Source organism: Rhodococcus sp. ACS1, from assembly GCF_002300155.1.
Lineage (GTDB): Bacteria > Actinomycetota > Actinomycetes > Mycobacteriales > Mycobacteriaceae > Rhodococcus_F > Rhodococcus_F koreensis.
In genome coordinates this window covers 112,690-130,145 of sequence record NZ_NSDZ01000002.1, presented here as the reverse complement: position 1 = coordinate 130,145, position 17,456 = coordinate 112,690, and the positions used below count along the sequence as shown (strand labels likewise).

General features: G+C 67.9%; 15 protein-coding genes. 9 read left to right on the top strand and 6 right to left on the bottom strand.

The window, feature by feature from the left end; all coding sequences use genetic code 11:
* The first annotated feature begins 116 nt into the window (after positions 1 to 116).
* Both CJ179_RS07900 and CJ179_RS07895 read left to right on the top strand, forming a co-directional pair.
* Positions 117 to 2,009, top strand: a complete 1,893-nt coding sequence (locus CJ179_RS07900; protein WP_072940700.1) for a YecA family protein — start codon at positions 117 to 119, stop codon at positions 2,007 to 2,009.
* Positions 2,010 to 2,155: 146 nt separating this feature from the next.
* Positions 2,156 to 3,505, top strand: a complete 1,350-nt coding sequence (locus CJ179_RS07895) for a bifunctional lytic transglycosylase/C40 family peptidase (RefSeq protein WP_072940698.1) — start codon at positions 2,156 to 2,158, stop codon at positions 3,503 to 3,505.
* 80 nt (positions 3,506 to 3,585) lie between these two features.
* On the opposite strand, the gene greA is transcribed toward CJ179_RS07895, so the two are convergent.
* Both greA and CJ179_RS07885 read right to left on the bottom strand, forming a co-directional pair.
* The gene (gene greA, locus CJ179_RS07890) at positions 3,586 to 4,080 is read right to left on the bottom strand and encodes a transcription elongation factor GreA (RefSeq protein WP_005238978.1); all 495 of its coding nucleotides are present in this window, start codon (positions 4,078 to 4,080) and stop codon (positions 3,586 to 3,588) included.
* 225 nt (positions 4,081 to 4,305) lie between these two features.
* Entirely contained in the window at positions 4,306 to 4,731 is a 426-nt protein-coding gene (locus tag CJ179_RS07885) for a DUF4307 domain-containing protein (protein ID WP_072940696.1), read from the bottom strand.
* A 190-nt stretch (positions 4,732 to 4,921) separates the two neighbouring features.
* Here CJ179_RS07885 and mca point away from each other — a divergent pair, with 190 nt between their 5' ends.
* From mca to CJ179_RS07870, 3 genes are read left to right on the top strand one after another with little or no spacing between them, the layout of a single operon-like run.
* Positions 4,922 to 5,800: a mycothiol conjugate amidase Mca gene (gene mca / locus CJ179_RS07880; RefSeq protein WP_087555983.1), complete on the top strand. Its 879-nt coding sequence runs from the start codon at positions 4,922 to 4,924 to the stop codon at positions 5,798 to 5,800.
* Entirely contained in the window at positions 5,797 to 6,117 is a 321-nt protein-coding gene (locus CJ179_RS07875) for a hypothetical protein (RefSeq protein ID WP_072940693.1), read from the top strand. The genes mca and CJ179_RS07875 overlap by 4 nt, the downstream gene beginning before the upstream one ends.
* 17 nt (positions 6,118 to 6,134) lie before the next feature.
* Positions 6,135 to 8,150 carry a thioredoxin domain-containing protein gene (locus tag CJ179_RS07870; protein WP_095861125.1) on the top strand — a complete coding sequence of 672 codons (2,016 nt, stop codon included), beginning with the start codon at positions 6,135 to 6,137 and terminating at the stop codon, positions 8,148 to 8,150.
* A 6-nt stretch (positions 8,151 to 8,156) separates the two neighbouring features.
* Here the strand turns inward: CJ179_RS07870 and CJ179_RS07865 are convergent, their stop codons facing one another.
* Positions 8,157 to 8,825, bottom strand: coding sequence for a hemolysin III family protein (locus tag CJ179_RS07865; RefSeq protein WP_072940688.1), 669 nt, complete (start codon positions 8,823 to 8,825; stop codon positions 8,157 to 8,159).
* Positions 8,826 to 8,986: 161 nt separating this feature from the next.
* Between CJ179_RS07865 and CJ179_RS07860 the strand changes: the two genes are divergently transcribed.
* Positions 8,987 to 9,754 (top strand): isoprenyl transferase, encoded by a 768-nt coding sequence (locus CJ179_RS07860; RefSeq protein WP_072940685.1) that lies wholly within the window; start codon positions 8,987 to 8,989, stop codon positions 9,752 to 9,754.
* 41 nt (positions 9,755 to 9,795) lie between these two features.
* Here the strand turns inward: CJ179_RS07860 and coaA are convergent, their stop codons facing one another.
* The gene (gene coaA / locus CJ179_RS07855) at positions 9,796 to 10,728 is read right to left on the bottom strand and encodes a type I pantothenate kinase (protein ID WP_072940683.1); all 933 of its coding nucleotides are present in this window, start codon (positions 10,726 to 10,728) and stop codon (positions 9,796 to 9,798) included.
* A gap of 169 nt (positions 10,729 to 10,897) precedes the next feature.
* Here coaA and CJ179_RS07850 point away from each other — a divergent pair, with 169 nt between their 5' ends.
* The 3 genes from CJ179_RS07850 (at position 10,898) to CJ179_RS07840 (ending at position 15,157) form a co-directional block, all read left to right on the top strand.
* Positions 10,898 to 12,118, top strand: coding sequence for a DUF885 domain-containing protein (locus CJ179_RS07850; protein WP_072940680.1), 1,221 nt, complete (start codon positions 10,898 to 10,900; stop codon positions 12,116 to 12,118).
* A 66-nt stretch (positions 12,119 to 12,184) separates the two neighbouring features.
* A complete protein-coding gene (gene glyA, locus CJ179_RS07845) occupies positions 12,185 to 13,480 on the top strand; it encodes a serine hydroxymethyltransferase (protein WP_095861124.1) in 1,296 nt (431 codons plus the stop codon).
* 309 nt (positions 13,481 to 13,789) lie between these two features.
* On the top strand, positions 13,790 to 15,157 hold the full coding sequence (locus CJ179_RS07840; protein ID WP_072940675.1) for a PhoH family protein: 1,368 nt from the start codon (positions 13,790 to 13,792) through the stop codon (positions 15,155 to 15,157).
* Between the two features lie 75 nt (positions 15,158 to 15,232).
* Here CJ179_RS07840 and CJ179_RS07835 read toward each other — a convergent pair whose 3' ends face one another.
* The gene (locus tag CJ179_RS07835; RefSeq protein WP_095861123.1) at positions 15,233 to 15,664 is read right to left on the bottom strand and encodes a limonene-1,2-epoxide hydrolase family protein; all 432 of its coding nucleotides are present in this window, start codon (positions 15,662 to 15,664) and stop codon (positions 15,233 to 15,235) included.
* Positions 15,665 to 15,691: 27 nt separating this feature from the next.
* Positions 15,692 to 17,302 carry a serine hydrolase gene (locus CJ179_RS07830; RefSeq protein ID WP_095861122.1) on the bottom strand — a complete coding sequence of 537 codons (1,611 nt, stop codon included), beginning with the start codon at positions 17,300 to 17,302 and terminating at the stop codon, positions 15,692 to 15,694.
* Positions 17,303 to 17,456: the final 154 nt, after the last annotated feature.

Genomic DNA, 17,456 nt, shown 5'->3' with positions numbered 1-17,456 from the left:
ACCAGCTTCCCCGACGAACCTTAGAACAACCTGGGAAGAATCTGACTCTCCGCGCCGTGTGCGCAGTCGTGCCCGTCAGCCACCGCTGTGACGGAGTCGTCACTACGATCGGATCCGTGATCGCGGACCATGACGAACTGCTCGATGCCGCTCTGGCTGTGCTGCGGGAGCGCGGCCCCCTGTCCGACCGGGAGCTGACAGTCGCGCTTGCGGATTCGGGTTGGGGAGGTGTCGACGACCTGATCGAATACGTGGAGGAGTTCGACGCGCCGCTTCTCGGAACTCTCCCGGACGACCGATGGGTGGCGCTCGACGTTCTGCTCGCGGGACGTGTCCTCACCCACCGCCTCACCGCGGAGGAGATCTCGGCCGATGTCGTGGCGCCAGACGATTTCGGCTCACTTCTGCGCCTCGCATCCGGGGACCCCGGCGTCGACGGCTTCGAGGTCGTGTTCTTCGAGGACGAGGCCGACGAACTCGCCGCGAGAGGGGGCCTCGGCGCGAACTGGTCGGACGAGGAAGTGCTCATGCTTCCCCGGGGCGCACTCACGCAGTGTTCTCCCGGGGATCTTCTGGCGGTGATCGCCACGGACGGCGGAGTGCGCCTCGACTTCGTCGGCGAGCCGGTCGCGGACGCACCCGAGCTTGCGCTGCGGCTCACTCGGCGGCTGAGCGAGAGTTCGGTGATCGATCTCGAGGAGGAGGTCTGGCACCTTCTGGTCGACGATCCGGCGGCGTTCACCGTGCCGGCGCTGCCGTTGGCGGAAATAGTCGAGGGCGCCGACCTCGACAGGTCCGGGCAACTCGTCGCCCGTCGCGGATTCGATTTCGAGTCGTACGGCCGAGACCTGATGATCGGCGTGTACGCCGACGAGCTCGGGGTGCCCATGGACGGGGCGGTGGCCGTCGCCACGCTGGTATCGCTGGTCACAGCTCTCGAGGAAGACGAGGACCAGGACATCCAGGCGAGGTTCTTCGAAAGGCCGGAGCTCTACGCGGCCCTCGCCGATCCGGCTGTCATGGAAGTCGCCGCTCAGGAGTTGTTCGACGTGGACGTCGACCCCGAGGTGCTCCTGATCGCAGCGCAGCGGCTGCTCCTGTCGGGACCGCGCGAAGTGAAAGCCGCAGCGTCGTGGATCGCCGGCCGGGCCACCGAGATGCAGGGCTTCCCGAAGCAGGCCGAAGACCACTACGAACACGCGCTCGTCCTGGATGGAGCATTCGATCTCGCTCTCTTCGACCTTGCCCGTTTCGCCTCGGACCGCGGCGATGCCGTCCGCGGGCTGTCGTTACTGAACCGGATGGCCGCCGGGGATGCGGAGCCGCTGCACGCGGTGCTCGAATACTTTCAGCCGACGCCGCGGCCGGGGCTGGGCCGCAACCATCCCTGCTGGTGCGGGTCGGGAAGGAAGTACAAGACGTGCCACCTCGGCAAGGGCGACCACGCCTTGTCCGAGCGGGCCGGGTGGCTGTACCAGAAGGCGAAGTTGCACGCGCAGGAACTCGGCTGGCGCGATCAGATCGTCGAGTACGCCGAAATCCGTTCCGAGAACTGGCCCGGCGACGCGGCGCTGTTCCAGGCGCTGGAGGACCCTCTGGTCACCGACGTCGCACTTTTCGAGGGCGGTGCGTTCGCCGACTTCGTCGAGTGTCGCGGCGACTTGCTGCCCCCGGACGAGTTCGCACTCGCACGACAGTGGCAGGAAGTCGAACGATCCCTGCACGAGGTGGAGGAGGTCCGGCCGGGTGCGGGTCTGACACTGCGGGACCTGCGCACCGGCGACCGGCGCGACATCAGGGAAGTCACCGCAAGCCACCAGATGCATCTCGGGAGTCTGATCTGTGCCCGCGTCGTCCCGGCGGGGGACACGTGGCAGATCTTCGGGGGAATCGAACCGATCTCGCAGGATCGGCGCGCGTCACTCCTCGCGGCGTTGGACGACGAGACCACGGATCCGGCCGACCTGGTCGAGATCCTCAGCGAACGATTCGTGCCGGTGAGCGGGTGATCGGGGCGGCGGGATTCGCCGGGTGCCGCTCTCCCGCAGGTCACGGTAGGAAACGGATCAATCCCGCAGAATCGCCTCGCATCTGCTGTGCCCCGTCGTAACGTGAACTCACTCGGTTAGGTGCACCGAGGAGGAGGAGCGCACGTATGTCAGTTGATGCAGCGGCGATCATCGTGGCGATCACCACCGCAGCGGGGGCCATCGTTCAGGGAGCGGACATACCGCAGCCGGTCAAAGATCAAGCAGCAGAAGCAATTCAGGTGGTCGAGCAGGCCTCACCCGACGTTCAGAAACAGGTAAACGACGCAATATCGACCCTCCCGGAACCGGCCCGCGTGCAGGCCGAGCAGATGGTGGCCCAGGCCTCGGATGTCGTGAAGCAGGCAACCGACCCCTACATTCCGCCGCCGCCCGCCGTCGAGGCGGCGCCGCCGCCTGCCCCGATACCGCCACTGGCCCTGCCGGACACCCCGCTCGACCAGCCCCCCGTGATGAGTGCCCCCGACGTCGGAACCGCGATCGGGGGCCTCGCCGCTCTGCCGGGGGTACCAGCCCTCATCAGCGGACTCGGATCGCTGATCCCGTCCGTGCCCGCAGGGTTTCCCGGTGTCTCGCTCGCGCCCGTCGGCGCCATCGCCGTCTTCGCGCCGTGGATCCGCAAGGCCGGATCGCTGTGCGAGGGCATCAAGCCGCCGACACTGGCGGCCCTGTACTCGGTCGAGAACGGGTTCCGCTACGGCGCGACGTCACCGGTGTCCCGGGCGGGTGCCCGCGGCCCCGGCCAGTTCATGCCCGAAGCCTGGGCCAGGTACGGCAAGGACGCGGACGGCGACGGCAAGGTCGACATCAACGGCGTCGCCGACCCGATGATGGCGTCCGGTCAGATGCTGTGCGACCTGTTCGGTCAGATCGACGGGTGGAAGAAGGAGGGCGTGGTCAAGGGCGACACCCTCGACCTCACGATCGCCGCCTACAACGCCGGTGCGGGTGCGGTCCGGACCGCCGGGGGCATGCCCGCCGGCAAGTTCGACTACGAGCACGAAACGCAGCCGTACGTCGCACGCATCCGATCGCTCGAGGAGTCGTTCGCGCGGATGCTGTCGCCGTTCTTCTACGGTGCGGCCGCCGGTGACACGAGCCGCGTCGTGGAGGCGGCCATGCGGTTCATCGGCCTGCCGTACGTGTGGGGCGGCGGCAACATCAACGGACCGTCCGGCGGCGGGTTCGACTGCTCGGGGCTGACCTCGTTCGCCGTGTACGCCGCCACCGGCATCAGACTGCCCCGCACGTCGGAAACGCAGTGGAATGTCGGTGTGGAGGTGCCGCTGTCGGAGGCCAGGCCCGGAGACCTGCTGTTCGGCAACTGGCAGTCGGGTGGGCCGGGTCACGTGGCGATCTACGTCGGAAACGGCCAGATGCTGCACGCCCCGACGACGGGCGACGTGGTGCGCATCGGACCGGTGTTCGCCGACATGAAGGCCCGCCGGGTCTTCTGATCACATCCGCAGGGCTCGACGCAGAAAACTCCGGCCCGGGCACTGGGCCCGGACCGGAGTTTTCGGCGGTTGATCCGAGATCAGCTGTGGTAAGGCTCCGCGCTGACGAGCGTCACCTTCATGCTGCTGCCGTTGGGCAGCGTGTATTCGCGGGTCTCGCCGACCTTCGCCTCGAGCAGTGCGCCACCCAGCGGAGAGTTGGGCGAGTACACCTCGAGCTTGTTGTCGCGTGCACCCTCTTCGCGGGTCGCGATCAGGAACGTCTCGGTGTCCTTCTCGTCGCCGTCGTAGTAGACCTTCACCACGGAACCGGGCAGTGCGACACCGGACTGGGTGGGGGCCTCGCCGACCTTCGCGCTGTTCAGCAGCTCCTGGAGCTGACGGATGCGCGCCTCCTGCTGACCCTGCTCTTCGCGGGCCGCGTGATAGCCACCGTTCTCCTTCAGATCGCCCTCTTCGCGACGCTCGTTGATCTCGGCGGCGATGACCGGACGATTGGCAATGAGCTGGTCGAGTTCGCTCTTGAGCCTGTCATGTGACTCCTGGGTCAGCCAGGTCACCTGGGTCTCGGTCATCTCGATCACTCCCTCGTAGTTGGAGCCGCCGGGCTCCCTCGACAGACCACTGCAACAGCAGTGATCAACGGCTCGGCGGAATCGACGGCCGGGGCCGTTCATCTTCCGCCTTGCCGCCAATGCAGCAATACACGGTTCCAAACGGAACCGTGTACCAGGCGATTCTAGCACGATCGGGGAGCGCAAACCCCGAATAACCCGAACGGTCGCTCGGCTGCGCGGGTGTCAGCCGCCGGTCAGATAGGCAGGAACGTCCAGGCTGCAGCCGTAGATGTCGCCCATCGCAGGGGGGCGCGACGTGTAGACGGGAGCGGTGACTTTCACCGTCTGGCTGTCGCCGCCGGCGATGTACACCTCGCGCCTGCCGGTCTCGGAACCGTCCTTGGAGCGGGAGCGGACGATGCACACCGCGGCCCGGGACGGATCCTCCCGTGTGACGGTGAACGTGATGTCGAGCTGCGAATCACTCACCAGATCGAACGACGTGGCTTCACTGTCGATCTCGGAGACGGCGAACTTGTCGTATGCGACGAGTGCCACAACCACGCCGACGACGACTACCGCCGCGGAGAGTGCCCACACGAGCCAGCGCTTCGGGCGCGCAGGCTTTGCCGCGGCTGTGTATCGGCCCGGGGGAAGCGTTCTCGTCATCTCTCAACTCTCGTACCGCTCCGGTTCCACGTAACTCACAGCACTCGAGCGGGGGCACGGCTGCAAGCGGAACTCTCGGGTGGAACTATAGAGGACGTGCGTCGGTGCGCCGTCAGCGATGGCGGAGGCGAGAGCGCGCGACACGGACAAGCCGGCAACGGCTACTGGCGAAGTTGAGGTGAACGAATACGTGAGCGGATTCCGGCTCATGGCCGTCCATGCGCATCCCGACGACGAGTCGAGCAAGGGTGCCGCGACAACGGCCCGTTACGCCGCAGAGGGCAACGAAGTGAAGGTCGTGACGTTGACCGGTGGTGAACGTGGCGACATCCTCAACCCCGCGATGGACGTGCCCGGGGTGCGTGACCGCATCCACGAGGTGCGCATCGAGGAAATGGCCGAGGCCGCGCGGATCCTGGGAGTCCAGCACCAGTGGCTGGGATTCGTGGACTCCGGCCTGCCGGAGGGAGACCCGAAGCCGCCACTGCCGGAGGGCTGCTTCGCGCTCGTTCCGCTCGAGGAATCGACCGAGGCGCTGGTGCGCGTCATCCGCGAGTTCCGTCCGCACGTCATGACCACGTACGACGAGAACGGCGGGTACCCGCACCCCGATCACATTCGCTGCCACGAGGTGTCGATGGCCGCCTACGAGGCCGCCGCCGATCCGGAGCAGTTCCCCGACGCCGGGGAGCCGTGGAAGGTGCAGAAGGTCTACTACTCGCACGGCTTCATCCGGAAGCGCCTCCTGCAGTTCCAGGAGGAGTACGACCGCCGCGGCGAAGAATTCCCGATGGCCGAGTGGCTCAAGAAGTGGAAGACCGAGCAGGGTGACCTGATGGCGCGCGTCACCACCCAGATCACGTGTGGCGACTATTTCCCGCAGCGTGACGACGCGTTGCGCGCCCACGCGACGCAGATCGACCCGAACGGCTCGTTCTTCGCGGTTCCGCTCGAGATCCAGCAGAAGATCTGGCCGACCGAGGAATTCGAGCTCGCCAAGACGCGGGTCACCACCTCCATCCCGGAGAGCGATCTGTTCGCGGGCATCCACGAGGACGGACAGCAGTGAATGCGTTGACGGTGAACATCGTGGCCGGCGCTGCGGACATCCTGGCGCAGACGCCGAGCACCCCGTCCGGTCCCGAATTCGGCAAGGCGTCGCCCATCGGCCTCGTCGTCATTCTTGCGCTGCTCGCGGGCGTGGTGCTGCTGGTGCGTTCGATGAACAAGAAGCTCAAGAACCTGCCCGAGACGTTCGAGCCGGAGCACCCCGAACCGGACCAGGAAGTGGACGAGGGCACCGACCGCGGCGCGATCCACGGCGGCGGCGCGGGCAAGACCGAACCGCCGAAGCCCACGGACACCCCGCCGAACCTGCAGAAGTAGTCGAACAGGAGCTGGACATGGACCCACGCGAACACAACACGCTCGCTGGGTCCACCAGCCCCTATCTGCGACAGCACGCCGACAACCCCGTGCACTGGCAGCAATGGGGTCCCGAGGCGACGGAGTGGGCGCGGGAACGGGACGTCCCGATCCTGCTGTCGATCGGATACTCGGCGTGCCACTGGTGCCATGTGATGGCCCACGAGTCCTTCGAGGACGAGGCGGTGGCGTCGCTGATGAACGAGCATTTCGTGTGCGTCAAGGTCGACCGCGAGGAGCGTCCCGACCTCGATGCCGTGTACATGAACGCCACGGTCGCGATGACCGGCCAGGGCGGATGGCCGATGACGTGTTTCCTCACCCCGGACGGGGCCCCGTTCTACTGCGGCACCTACTACCCGGCCGAGCCGCGTGGCGGGATGCCGTCGTTCACCCAGGTGCTGGGGGCCATCGCCGACACGTGGCGGGACCGCCGCGGCGACGTCGACGACGCGGCCGCCTCGGTGGTCGCGGAACTGCGGCGCGGGGCCGGCGGCATCCCCGAGGGTGATGTCCGGGTGACCGCCGACCTGCTGGACGCGGCCGCCGGGACCGTGCTGCGGGACGAGGACGCCGAACGCGGCGGGTTCGGGGGAGCCCCCAAGTTCCCGCCGTCCGCGCTGATGGAAGGCCTGCTGCGCACGTACGAGCGGTCCGGTGACGCGGACGTGCTCGGCGTCGTGACTCGGACGGCGTCGGCGATGGCGCGGGGCGGCATCTACGACCAGCTCGGCGGCGGCTTCGCCCGCTATTCGGTCGACGCCGCCTGGGTGGTGCCGCACTTCGAGAAGATGCTCTACGACAACGCCCAGCTGCTGCGCGCCTACGCGCACCTGGGCAGGCGGACGGGTTCGGACCTGGCCGTCCGCGTCACCGAGGAGACGGTCGGGTTCCTGCTGCGCGATCTGCGCACCGGGAACGGATCGTTCGCGTCCGCCCTCGACGCCGACACCGAGGGCGTCGAGGGACTCACGTACGTATGGACCCCGGAGCAGCTCGTCGAGGTGCTCGGACCGGACGACGGGGAGTGGGCGGCCCGGGTGTTCGCGGTGACCGCGGACGGGACGTTCGAGGCGGGCGCGTCGGTGCTGCAGCTCCCGCGCGACCCGGACGACTGGGACCGTTGGCGCCGGATCCGGGACACCCTGCTCGCCCGTCGTGCGATGCGGCCGCAGCCGGGCCGCGACGACAAGGTGGTCACCGCCTGGAACGGCCTCGCGATCACCGCACTGGCCGAGGCGGGCGCTGGACTCGGTAGATCGGAATGGGTGGACGCCGCCGCCGAGTGCGCGCGTGTGGTGCTGGACTTGCACGTCGTGGACGGTCGGCTGCGGCGGGCGTCCCTGGGAACGTCGGTGGGCGAGCCGGCCGGGGTGCTCGAGGACTACGCATGCCTGGCGACGGGGCTGCTCGCCTTGTATCAGGCGACCGGCGGCACCGAATGGCTGGCGCACGCGCAGTCGTTGCTCGATCGCGCTCTGATCCATTTCGCCGACGACGAGCGGCCGGGCAGCTGGTTCGACACCGCGGACGACGCCGAAACCCTCGTGACCCGTCCCCGCGACCCGGTCGACGGAGCGACGCCGTCCGGGGCGTCGTGCCTGGCCGAGGCGCTGCTCACCGCGGCCGCGGTGGCCGACGCGGACGCCTCGGGCCGGTACGCGACCGCGGCCGCCGCATCGCTCGACCGCGTCGCGCTGCTCCTGGAGCGCGCACCGCGATCGGCCGGGCACTGGCTCGCGGTGGCCGAGGCCTCGGTGCGCGGCCCGATCCAGGTGGCGGTGGCCACCGACGGCGATTCCGCGCTGCTGCGGGAGGCGCGCAGGCTCGCACCCGGCGGTGCCGTCGTGGTCGGCGGCGAACCGGATTCGTCCCCGCTGCTCGCCGACAGGCCGCTGGTCGGCGGCACGTCGGCGGCGTACGTGTGCCGCGGGTTCGTGTGCGACCGCCCGGTGTCGACGGCCGAGGACCTCGCCGCCGCGTTGAGCCGGTAGTCCGGCCTACCGGAACACCACCAGCCACACGGCGATGTAGTGGCACAGCGCCGCGATGACGGTGGCGGCGTGGAAGAACTCGTGATGCCCGAACGTGGTGGGCCACGGGTTGGGCCACTTGGTGGCGTAGAGGATCGCCCCGACCGAGTACAGGATGCCGCCGATCAGCAGCAGCAGCATCGGGAGGACGCCGACCTCGTGCGTCAGTTCGGGTGCCACCGGGACGATGGCCCAGCCGAGCAGCAGGTACAGCGGCACCCCGACCCAACGCGGTGCCGTCGGCCACAGCATCTTCAGCGCGACCCCCGCGAGTGCCCCCGCCCACACGACGATCAGCAGCGTCCGGCCCGTGTCGGGCGGCAGACCCAGCACCGCGAACGGGGTGTAGCTGCCTGCGATGAACAGGAAGATCATCGAATGGTCCGCGCGCTTCATCCACGTGCGGGCCGCGACCGTGTTCCAGTGGATGCGGTGGTAGGTGGCGCTGACCCCGAACACGCCGCACACCGTGAGGCTGTAGACCGCGGTGGCGAGCGCTGCTTCCGCGGACACCTGCGTGCCCGACAGCGTGACGAGGACGAGGCCGGCGATCACGGAGACGCCGAACGCCCACAGGTGGATCCACCCTCGCAGTCGGGGCTTGACGGGCAATTCGTCGAGGCCGAAAGCGGTCACCGAACACCTCTTCTCGCTGTGCGTGGCGCTAACCTACGCAACCGTAGGTTAGCTTGTGGTGAGAGCGTACCCGTCGGTAGCAGGATGTCGTGCGCTGTGTGACGGCCGTCGCGGATCGCCTACGGCTGCGGCGTAGTCTTGCGTGTCATGGTGATCTCCAGGTGAGTGCGCGAGGACTGCTGTACAGCATCTACGAGCGTCGGCTACTGAAGCGGCTCGACGGTCTACAGCACCCCCGGCACATAGCCGTGATGTGCGACGGCAACCGGCGGTGGGCCCGGGAGAACGGCTTCGAGGACGTCAGCCACGGCCACCGCATGGGCGCCCTGAAGATCTCCGAGATGCTCGGCTGGTGCGACGCCGCGGGCATCGAGATGGCCACCATCTACCTGCTGTCCACCGAGAACCTGCGCCGCGACCCCGAGGAACTCGACACCCTGCTCGAGATCATCACCGACGTCGTCGAAGAGATCTCCGGACCGGACAAGAACTGGAGCGTCAAGATCGTCGGCGCCCTCGACCTCCTGCCCGCCGAACAGTCCCGCCGCCTGCGGGACGCGGCCGCCGGAACCGAGGGTCGCACCGGCACCCACGTCAACGTCGCGATCGGCTACGGCGGGCGCCAGGAGATCGCCGACGCCGTGCAGTCGCTGCTCAGCGAGAAACTCCTCGCCGGACTGTCGGGCGACGAACTCGTGAAATCGATCACCATCGACGGCATCGACGGCCACCTCTACACCTCCGGCCAGCCCGACCCCGACCTCGTGATCCGCACGTCGGGGGAACAGCGGCTGTCGGGGTTCCTGCTGTGGCAGAGCGCGTACTCCGAGATCTGGTTCACGGAGGCGTACTGGCCGGAGTTCCGCCGCGTCGACTTCCTCCGGGCGCTGCGTGACTACGCCGCCCGGCACCGTCGCTTCGGCGTCTGACGTGAGCGGCGAAGCGTGCCGGAACACACTTCGCCACTCACCTACAGCTTGCGCAGGCGCAGCCGGTTGATCGAATGATTGGCATCCTTGCGGAGCACGAGCGTCGCGCGCGGACGCGTCGGCAGGATGTTCTCCACCAGATTCGGCCGGTTGATGTTGTGCCAGATCTCCTGCGCGGCAGACGTCGCGTCCCGGTCGGACAGTCCGGCGTAGTGGTGGAAATGCGCGTCGGGGTCGGAGAACGACGTCTTCCGCAGCGCGAGAAATCGCTGGATGTACCAGTTCTCGATGTCCTCGATCCGGGCGTCGACGTAGATCGAGAAGTCGAACAGGTCCGACACCATCAGCCGCGGACCGGTCTGCAGCACGTTGAGACCCTCGATGATGAGGATGTCCGGCTGCCGGATCAGGTGGTACTGGCCGGGGATGATGTCGTACGAGATGTGCGAATAGACCGGTGCGGCCACTTCTTCGGCCCCCGACTTCACCTCGGTGACGAACCGCAGCAGCTTGCGGCGGTCGTAACTCTCGGGAAAGCCCTTGCGGTGCATGATCCCGCGGCGGTTCAATTCGGCCGTCTGGTACAGGAAGCCGTCCGTCGTCACCAGGTCGACACGGGGATGGTGCTCCCAGCGCGCGAGGAGCGCCTGCAGGACACGCGCCGTGGTGGACTTGCCGACCGCCACGCTGCCCGCGACGCCGATCACGAACGGCACCTGCTGGTCGGGATGCTTTTCGCCGAGGAACGTCGCGGTCGCGGCGAACAGTCGCTGCCGGGCCGCCACCTGTAGGTGGATGAGACGCGACAGCGGCAGGTAGACCTCCGCGACCTCCTCGAGGTCGATCTGCTCGCCGAGGCCCCGCAGTCCGTACAGCTCTTCCTCGGTGAGGACGAGCGGCGTCGACTTACGCAGTGTGCGCCACTGCTTCCGGTCGAATTCGACGTACGGACTGGACTCGCTCGTCCGCGCCATCAGTTCCGCTCACACTCGGGTACACGGGGGAGTGAGCGGTCCATGCCCAGAATCTCTGCCGTCGTCGTCGCGCTGGCGAGTAGCGGTTGCATAGTCGGATTGTGCTTGGTGCCACAGGCTGCGCTGTCGGCGGGTCAGGCAGACGCGTCTGCGACTAAGGTCGGACGGCATGGAATCCGATTCGTTCGTTCGCGAATACTTGCTGCTCGGGCTGGGTTTCGACCGGCTGGAGGAAGGATTCGTCGACGCGTACACCGGCGATCCCGCGCTGCGCAGGCAGGTAGAGAACGCGCCGAAGCCCGATCCGAGGGACCTCGCCCGGACGGCGGCGAACCTCCGCGCGGAGTTGCCCTCGGCGGGACTGTCCGAGGAGCGGACCCGGTTCCTCGACGTCCACCTGCGCGCGCTCGAATGCTCGGGGCGCAAATTCGCGGGTGACGACGTCGGCTTCGTCGACGAGGTCGACGCGTACTTCGACGTCCGCATCGAACGCGGCGACGAGGAGCAGTACCGGGAGGCACACCGGAAGATGGACGCCGTGCTGCCCGGACCGGGACCGCTGGCCGAACGCATCCGGGTGCACCGGGCGAAGGACGCGATTCCCGCCGACCGGTTGCAGGAATGCGTCGACGCCTTCTCGAGCGCCCTTCGCGACCTCGTGCGGCAGCACTACGCGCTGCCCGACTCGGAGGTGGTGGAGTACGAGGTCGTGGGCGACAAGCCGTGGTCCGGGTTCAACTACTACCTCGGCGACTACCGCTCGAAGGTCGCGATCAACTCCGACCTCGAACAGCACATGGCGAACCTGCCGCGGCTGATCGCGCACGAGTCGTACCCCGGCCACCACACCGAGCACTGCCGGAAGGAAGCCGGGCTCGTCGGCGCCGGACAACTCGAGCAGACGTTGTTCGTCGTCAACACCCCGCAGTGCCTGATGGCCGAGGGCCTCGCCGACCTCGCGCTCGAATCGATCGTCGGGTCCGACTGGGGGCTGTGGGCGCAGGAAATCTACGCCGACCTCGGTCTGCGATTCGACGGTGAGCAGGCGCAACGCCTGTCCGGTGCGTCCGGACAGCTGCTCGGGGTGCGGCAGGACGCGGCGATGATGCTGCACGACGAAGGCCGCAGCCACGACGACGTCGCGGCGTTCCTGCAGCGGTGGAGCCTGTCGACCCCCGAGCGGGCCCGGCAGTCGCTGCGCTTCCTGTCCTCGCCGCTGTGGCGGGCATACACCAGCACGTACGTGGAGGGATACCGCCTGCTCGGGGGCTGGCTGGCCGAGGTGCCGGTCGGCGCGGAACGGTCGGAACGGTTCCGCCGACTGCTCGACGAGCCGCTCGTTCCCAGCGTCCTGCGTGCCGGTGAGGGGTACCTCACCGCGGGCGGTTAGGAAGTCCTCACGGATAGTTCGTAGACTGGGAGCATTCGTTTCCGCATCCAGCTTGGAGATTCCTCGATGACCGCTGTGCCCGGTACCGACGTCAACACGGCCCCCCTCGCCGAACTCGACCCCGAAGTCGCCCAGGCCATGGCAGGTGAGCTGGCCCGTCAGCGCGACACGCTGGAGATGATCGCCTCGGAGAACTTCGTTCCCCGTGCCGTCCTCCAGGCGCAGGGCAGCGTCCTCACCAACAAGTACGCCGAAGGGTACCCGGGACGCCGCTACTACGGCGGCTGCGAGCACGTCGACGTCGTCGAGGACCTCGCCCGCACCCGGGCGAAGGAGCTGTTCGGCGCCGACTTCGCGAACGTCCAGCCGCACTCCGGCGCGCAGGCCAACGCGGCGGTCCTGATGGCCCTGATGAACCCGGGCGAGAAGCTCCTCGGCCTCGACCTGGCGCACGGCGGCCACCTCACGCACGGCATGAAGCTGAACTTCTCCGGCAAGCTCTACGACGTCGAGTCGTACGGTGTCAGCAAGGAAGACCACCGCATCGACATGGACGAGGTCCGCAAGATCGCCGTCGCCGCGCAGCCGAAGGTCATCGTCGCCGGCTGGTCCGCGTACCCGCGGCACGAGGACTTCGCCGCGTTCCGGTCGATCGCCGACGAGGTCGGCGCGTACCTGTGGGTCGACATGGCGCACTTCGCGGGCCTGGTCGCGGCCGGGCTGCACCCGTCGCCCGTGCCCTACGCCGACGTCGTGTCCAGCACCGTCCACAAGACGCTCGGCGGGCCCCGCTCCGGTCTGATCCTGGCCAAGCAGGAGTGGGCGAAGAAGCTCAACTCCGCCGTGTTCCCCGGTCAGCAGGGTGGGCCGCTGATGCACGCCATCGCCGCCAAGGCCGTCTCCCTGAAGATCGCAGGCACCGACGAGTTCAAGGACCGTCAGCAGCGCACCCTCACCGGTGCGAAGATCCTCGCCGAGCGCCTGACCGGCTCGGATGTCGTGGACAAGGGCGTCAGCGTCCTCACCGGCGGTACCGACGTGCACCTCGTGCTCGTCGACCTGCGCAACTCGCAGCTCGACGGCCAGCAGGGTGAGGACCTCCTCCACGAGGTCGGCATCACCGTCAACCGCAACGCCGTGCCGTTCGACCCGCGCCCGCCGATGGTCACGTCCGGTCTCCGGATCGGCACCGCCGCGCTCGCGTCCCGCGGATTCGGCGACGAGCAGTTCACCGAGGTCGCCGACATCATCGGCACCGCGCTCGCCGGTGCGTCCGACGTCGAGACGCTGAAGGCCCGCGTGTCGAAGCTCGCCGCCGACTTCCCGCTGTACGAGGGTCTCGAGGACTGGCGCCTGATCTAGGCGGCTCCGCCGCCCGTGCGCCTTTTTGGTAGCTGGAGCAACCAGAAAGGCGCACGGGCGCGAAGCGCCTTCTCCGTGTAACCAGTTGTTCACCGACACGCCCGCCGCTCGGTCAGCCGATCGGCGTGTTTGGCAGTACCGTCGGGGGTAACAGGCAGCGGGGAAGTTGCTTGTACGGGAGGTCCTGATCGTGGCTGACACACTCAGTGCGAGGGGGCCGGCGCCCGGCCCTCGTGTGGTGACACACCAGGGACGGACCGGTCCAGCGAACCGAGTTTGCGCGGGTGCCGCGCAGACCTAGGAGCCAACGTGACTGCTTCACGCTCCGTCTCAGCCCGCGCCGGACAGTCGTCCGTCGCCCCCAGGAAATCTTCGGATTCTGCAGTGCGTACGTTCGTACTCGACACCTCCGTACTGCTGTCCGACCCCTGGGCCGTCACCAGGTTCGCCGAGCACCGCGTGGTGCTTCCCCTCGTCGTGATCAGCGAGCTCGAAGGGAAGCGGCATCACCACGAGTTGGGATGGTTCGCAAGAGAATCGCTGCGCATGCTCGACGACCTCCGTCTCGAGTACGGTCGACTCGACCAGCCCGTGCCGATCGGCACGGACGGCGGCACCCTGCAGGTCGAGCTGAATCACACCGACCCGTCGGTTCTGCCGGTCGGATTCCGCACGGACAGCAACGATTCGAGGATCCTGGCCTGCGCATTGAACCTCGAGGCCGAGGGCGGTGACGTCGTCCTGGTCAGCAAGGACATCCCGCTGCGGGTGAAGGCCGGTGCGGTGGGCCTCCCGGCCGACGAGTACCACGCCCACGACGTCGTTCCGTCGGGTTGGACGGGGATGACCGAGTTGGATGTGGCGTCGTCATCGATCGACGAGCTGTTCTCCGAAGGCGTCGTCGATCTGGAGGAGGCCCGGGAGCTTCCGTGCCACACGGGTATTCGGCTGCTGGGTGGTTCGTCGAGTGCACTGGGCCGCGTGAACGCCGACAAGCGGGTGCAGCTGGTGCGGGGGGAGCGGGAGGCGTTCGGCCTGCACGGACGTTCGGCCGAGCAGCGGATCGCCCTCGACATCCTGCTGGACGACAGTGTGGGCATCGTGTCGCTCGGCGGCAAGGCGGGCACCGGAAAGTCGGCGCTGGCGTTGACGGCGGGACTAGAGGCGGTGCTCGAGCGTCGCACTCAGCGGAAAGTCGTTGTCTTCCGGCCGCTCTACGCGGTGGGCGGCCAGGAACTCGGCTATCTGCCGGGCAGTGAGAGCGAGAAGATGGGTCCCTGGGCCCAGGCGGTCTTCGACACTCTCGACGGCCTGGCCAGCACCGAGGTGATGGACGAGGTGATCAGCCGCGGCATGCTGGAAGTGCTGCCGCTCACGCACATTCGCGGACGGTCGCTGCACGATTCGTTCGTGATCGTGGACGAGGCGCAGTCGCTCGAACGCAACGTGCTGCTCACGGTGCTGTCCCGGCTGGGTACCGGGTCCCGGGTGATCCTCACCCACGACGTCGCCCAGCGCGACAACCTGAGGGTCGGACGTCACGACGGTGTGGCCGCGGTGATCGAGAAGCTCAAGGGGCATCCGCTGTTCGCGCACATCACGTTGACCCGCAGTGAGCGTTCGCCGATCGCGGCGCTCGTGACGGAGATGCTGGAGGAGTTCGGGCCGACGCCGTAGGCGACTGCCCTGCAGCGTGATCCGCCCGATGTCGCCACGGTCCGAAACGAACCGAGGTGACATCGGGCGGATATGTCAGAACGCGCGCACGATGCCTTTGAGGGTGCCCCAGAGGACATCCCGGTTGCTGAAGTAGTCGCGCCAGACGGCGATCTTGCCATCCCTCATCTCGAACGTGCCGCACACCCAGAATTCGCTGCGCAGCCGCTTGTAGATGAGGACGTCGGTGCGTTCGGTCAGCACGGCCGTTCCGTCGCCGGCGATGTGGTGCAGGCGCACGTCGAATCCGAAACCGGGACGGCTCATTCCGCGGAAGATCCGCATGACGGCGCCGATGCCGCGGATCTTCGGCAGCGACACGTTGTGCCAGATGATGTCGTCGTGGAGATACTGCTGCGCGGTGTCCGGATCGCCGGCGACGAGGGCGTCCAGGAATGCCCGGACCACTTGGATATCCGCCGTCTCCGTGCGATCGGTTCCCGTCGGTGCATGCGAGTTCGTGTTCATGATCTTCTCCCCGTCGGTTGTGTCGGCTCAGCGGACGAACATCCCCGTGCCTTCGGTGTCGTAGTACTCGAGTGTGACGTCGTTGCCGGCGAACGTGGCCTTCGAGATGGTTCCGGGCGGGGCGTTCTCCCCGCTGAGCGTGAAGGTGAAGGTGTCGCCTTCCCAGTGGGTCAGGGGGTACGTCTGCCCGGCGGGCCCGAGCCCGAGCGTCAGCGCGCCGTTGCTCTCGGTGACGACCGCGGGCCCCCAGTACGGGTTGTTGTACGTGCCCGCGTAGGTCGGCAGCGGCTGCGGTGGCGCCGGATTCGCGGGGGCCGTCTGGCCGACGAGACTGCCCTCGGGCTCGGACATCGGCGAGATGGCCTGCCGATACAACGATCTCCAGTCCTCGCGGATCTCCCCGAACTGGACGAGGTCGGCGAACTCGGCGGTGAGGGTCTCGGGAATTCCGATGGGCGACCCGTTGGTCAGCGCGACGATCGCGACGTCGGCGGACGGTATCGCGACGAAGTTCGTCGCCACCCCGAGCTGGAACCCGCCGGAGTGGCTCAGGGAGACCCGGCCGGCCGGGGTGGTCGAGACGTTGAACCCGTAACCGTACGATCCCGGACGGCTGTCCATCGAACGCGGTGGGCTGGACACGATCTGAGGACTGACCGCCGGTTGCAGCGCCTCGGGGGAGACGATCTCCTTGCCCTCGAACGTTCCGTCGGCCAGCAGCATTGCCAGCCATTTGCCCATGTCGTTGACGGACGAGCTCACCCCGCCTGCGGGGGACTGCGCGTCGGGGTTGCGTACCGCATCGGCGACGTACTTGCCGTCGACGAGTTGGTGCGCGACGGCGCGGTCGCTGCGGGCCTCGTAGTCGGCGAACCGCGAACTCGTGGACGACATTCCCAGCGGCCCGTAGATCGCCTGTTCGGAGAGCGTCGCCCAATCCGTCCCCGATGCCGCCGCGACGGCCTCGGCCGCCGCAGTGAGACCGAAGTTGGTGTACTCGTAAGTGATCCGAAACGGGTTCAGCGGGTCGAGCCGGAGTTTGTCGAGCACCTGCTGCTGGTCGTACCCCAGGTCCTCGAGGTGGTCGCCGGCATGATCGGGCAAGCCCGACCGGTGTGAGTACAGATCGCCCACCGTGACGTGCTCGGTGACCCACGGGTCGGCGAGGGCGAAACCGGGCAGCTTGGACACCACGGGAGTGTCCCAGCCGATGACGCCGGCATCGACCTGATGGGCCACCACCGTCGACCCCACCGACTTCGACATCGACGCCAGTTGGAACACGGTGTCCGCGTCCACCTTCTGATCGGTACCCGCCTCGCGCACCCCGAATCCCTTCGCGTAGACGGTCTGCCCGCCGTGGACGACGGCGACCGCCATGCCCGGCAGTCCGGAGCTCTCCATCAACTCGTTCGCCAGGTCGTCGAGGCGGCCCACGGCATCGTCGATCTGGCCGTCGGGAATGTCGACGCCCGCGACGGCGGCCGGGTTGGGCGGGCCGGAGGACTCCGAGGTTGGATTGGCGCCGGACGCGTCGGCGGATCCTGCGTCGTCCGCGTCGGAGCCGCATCCGGTCACGAGTGACCCGCCGAGAGCGACAGCCGAGAGAAGTATCGTCAGGTTCCGAAGTCTGCGCATTGGTGATCCTCCGCTCGGGCCCGGGGAAGCCGTCAGCTGTCAGCCTAACGATCGCAGGACCATGACCTGGATGTTTTCGTCACAACGCCGGCGTTGTTCACGTCGAATCCACCGGTGGTCGACCCGGCTCCGGGCCGCGGACGCTACGGTGTGC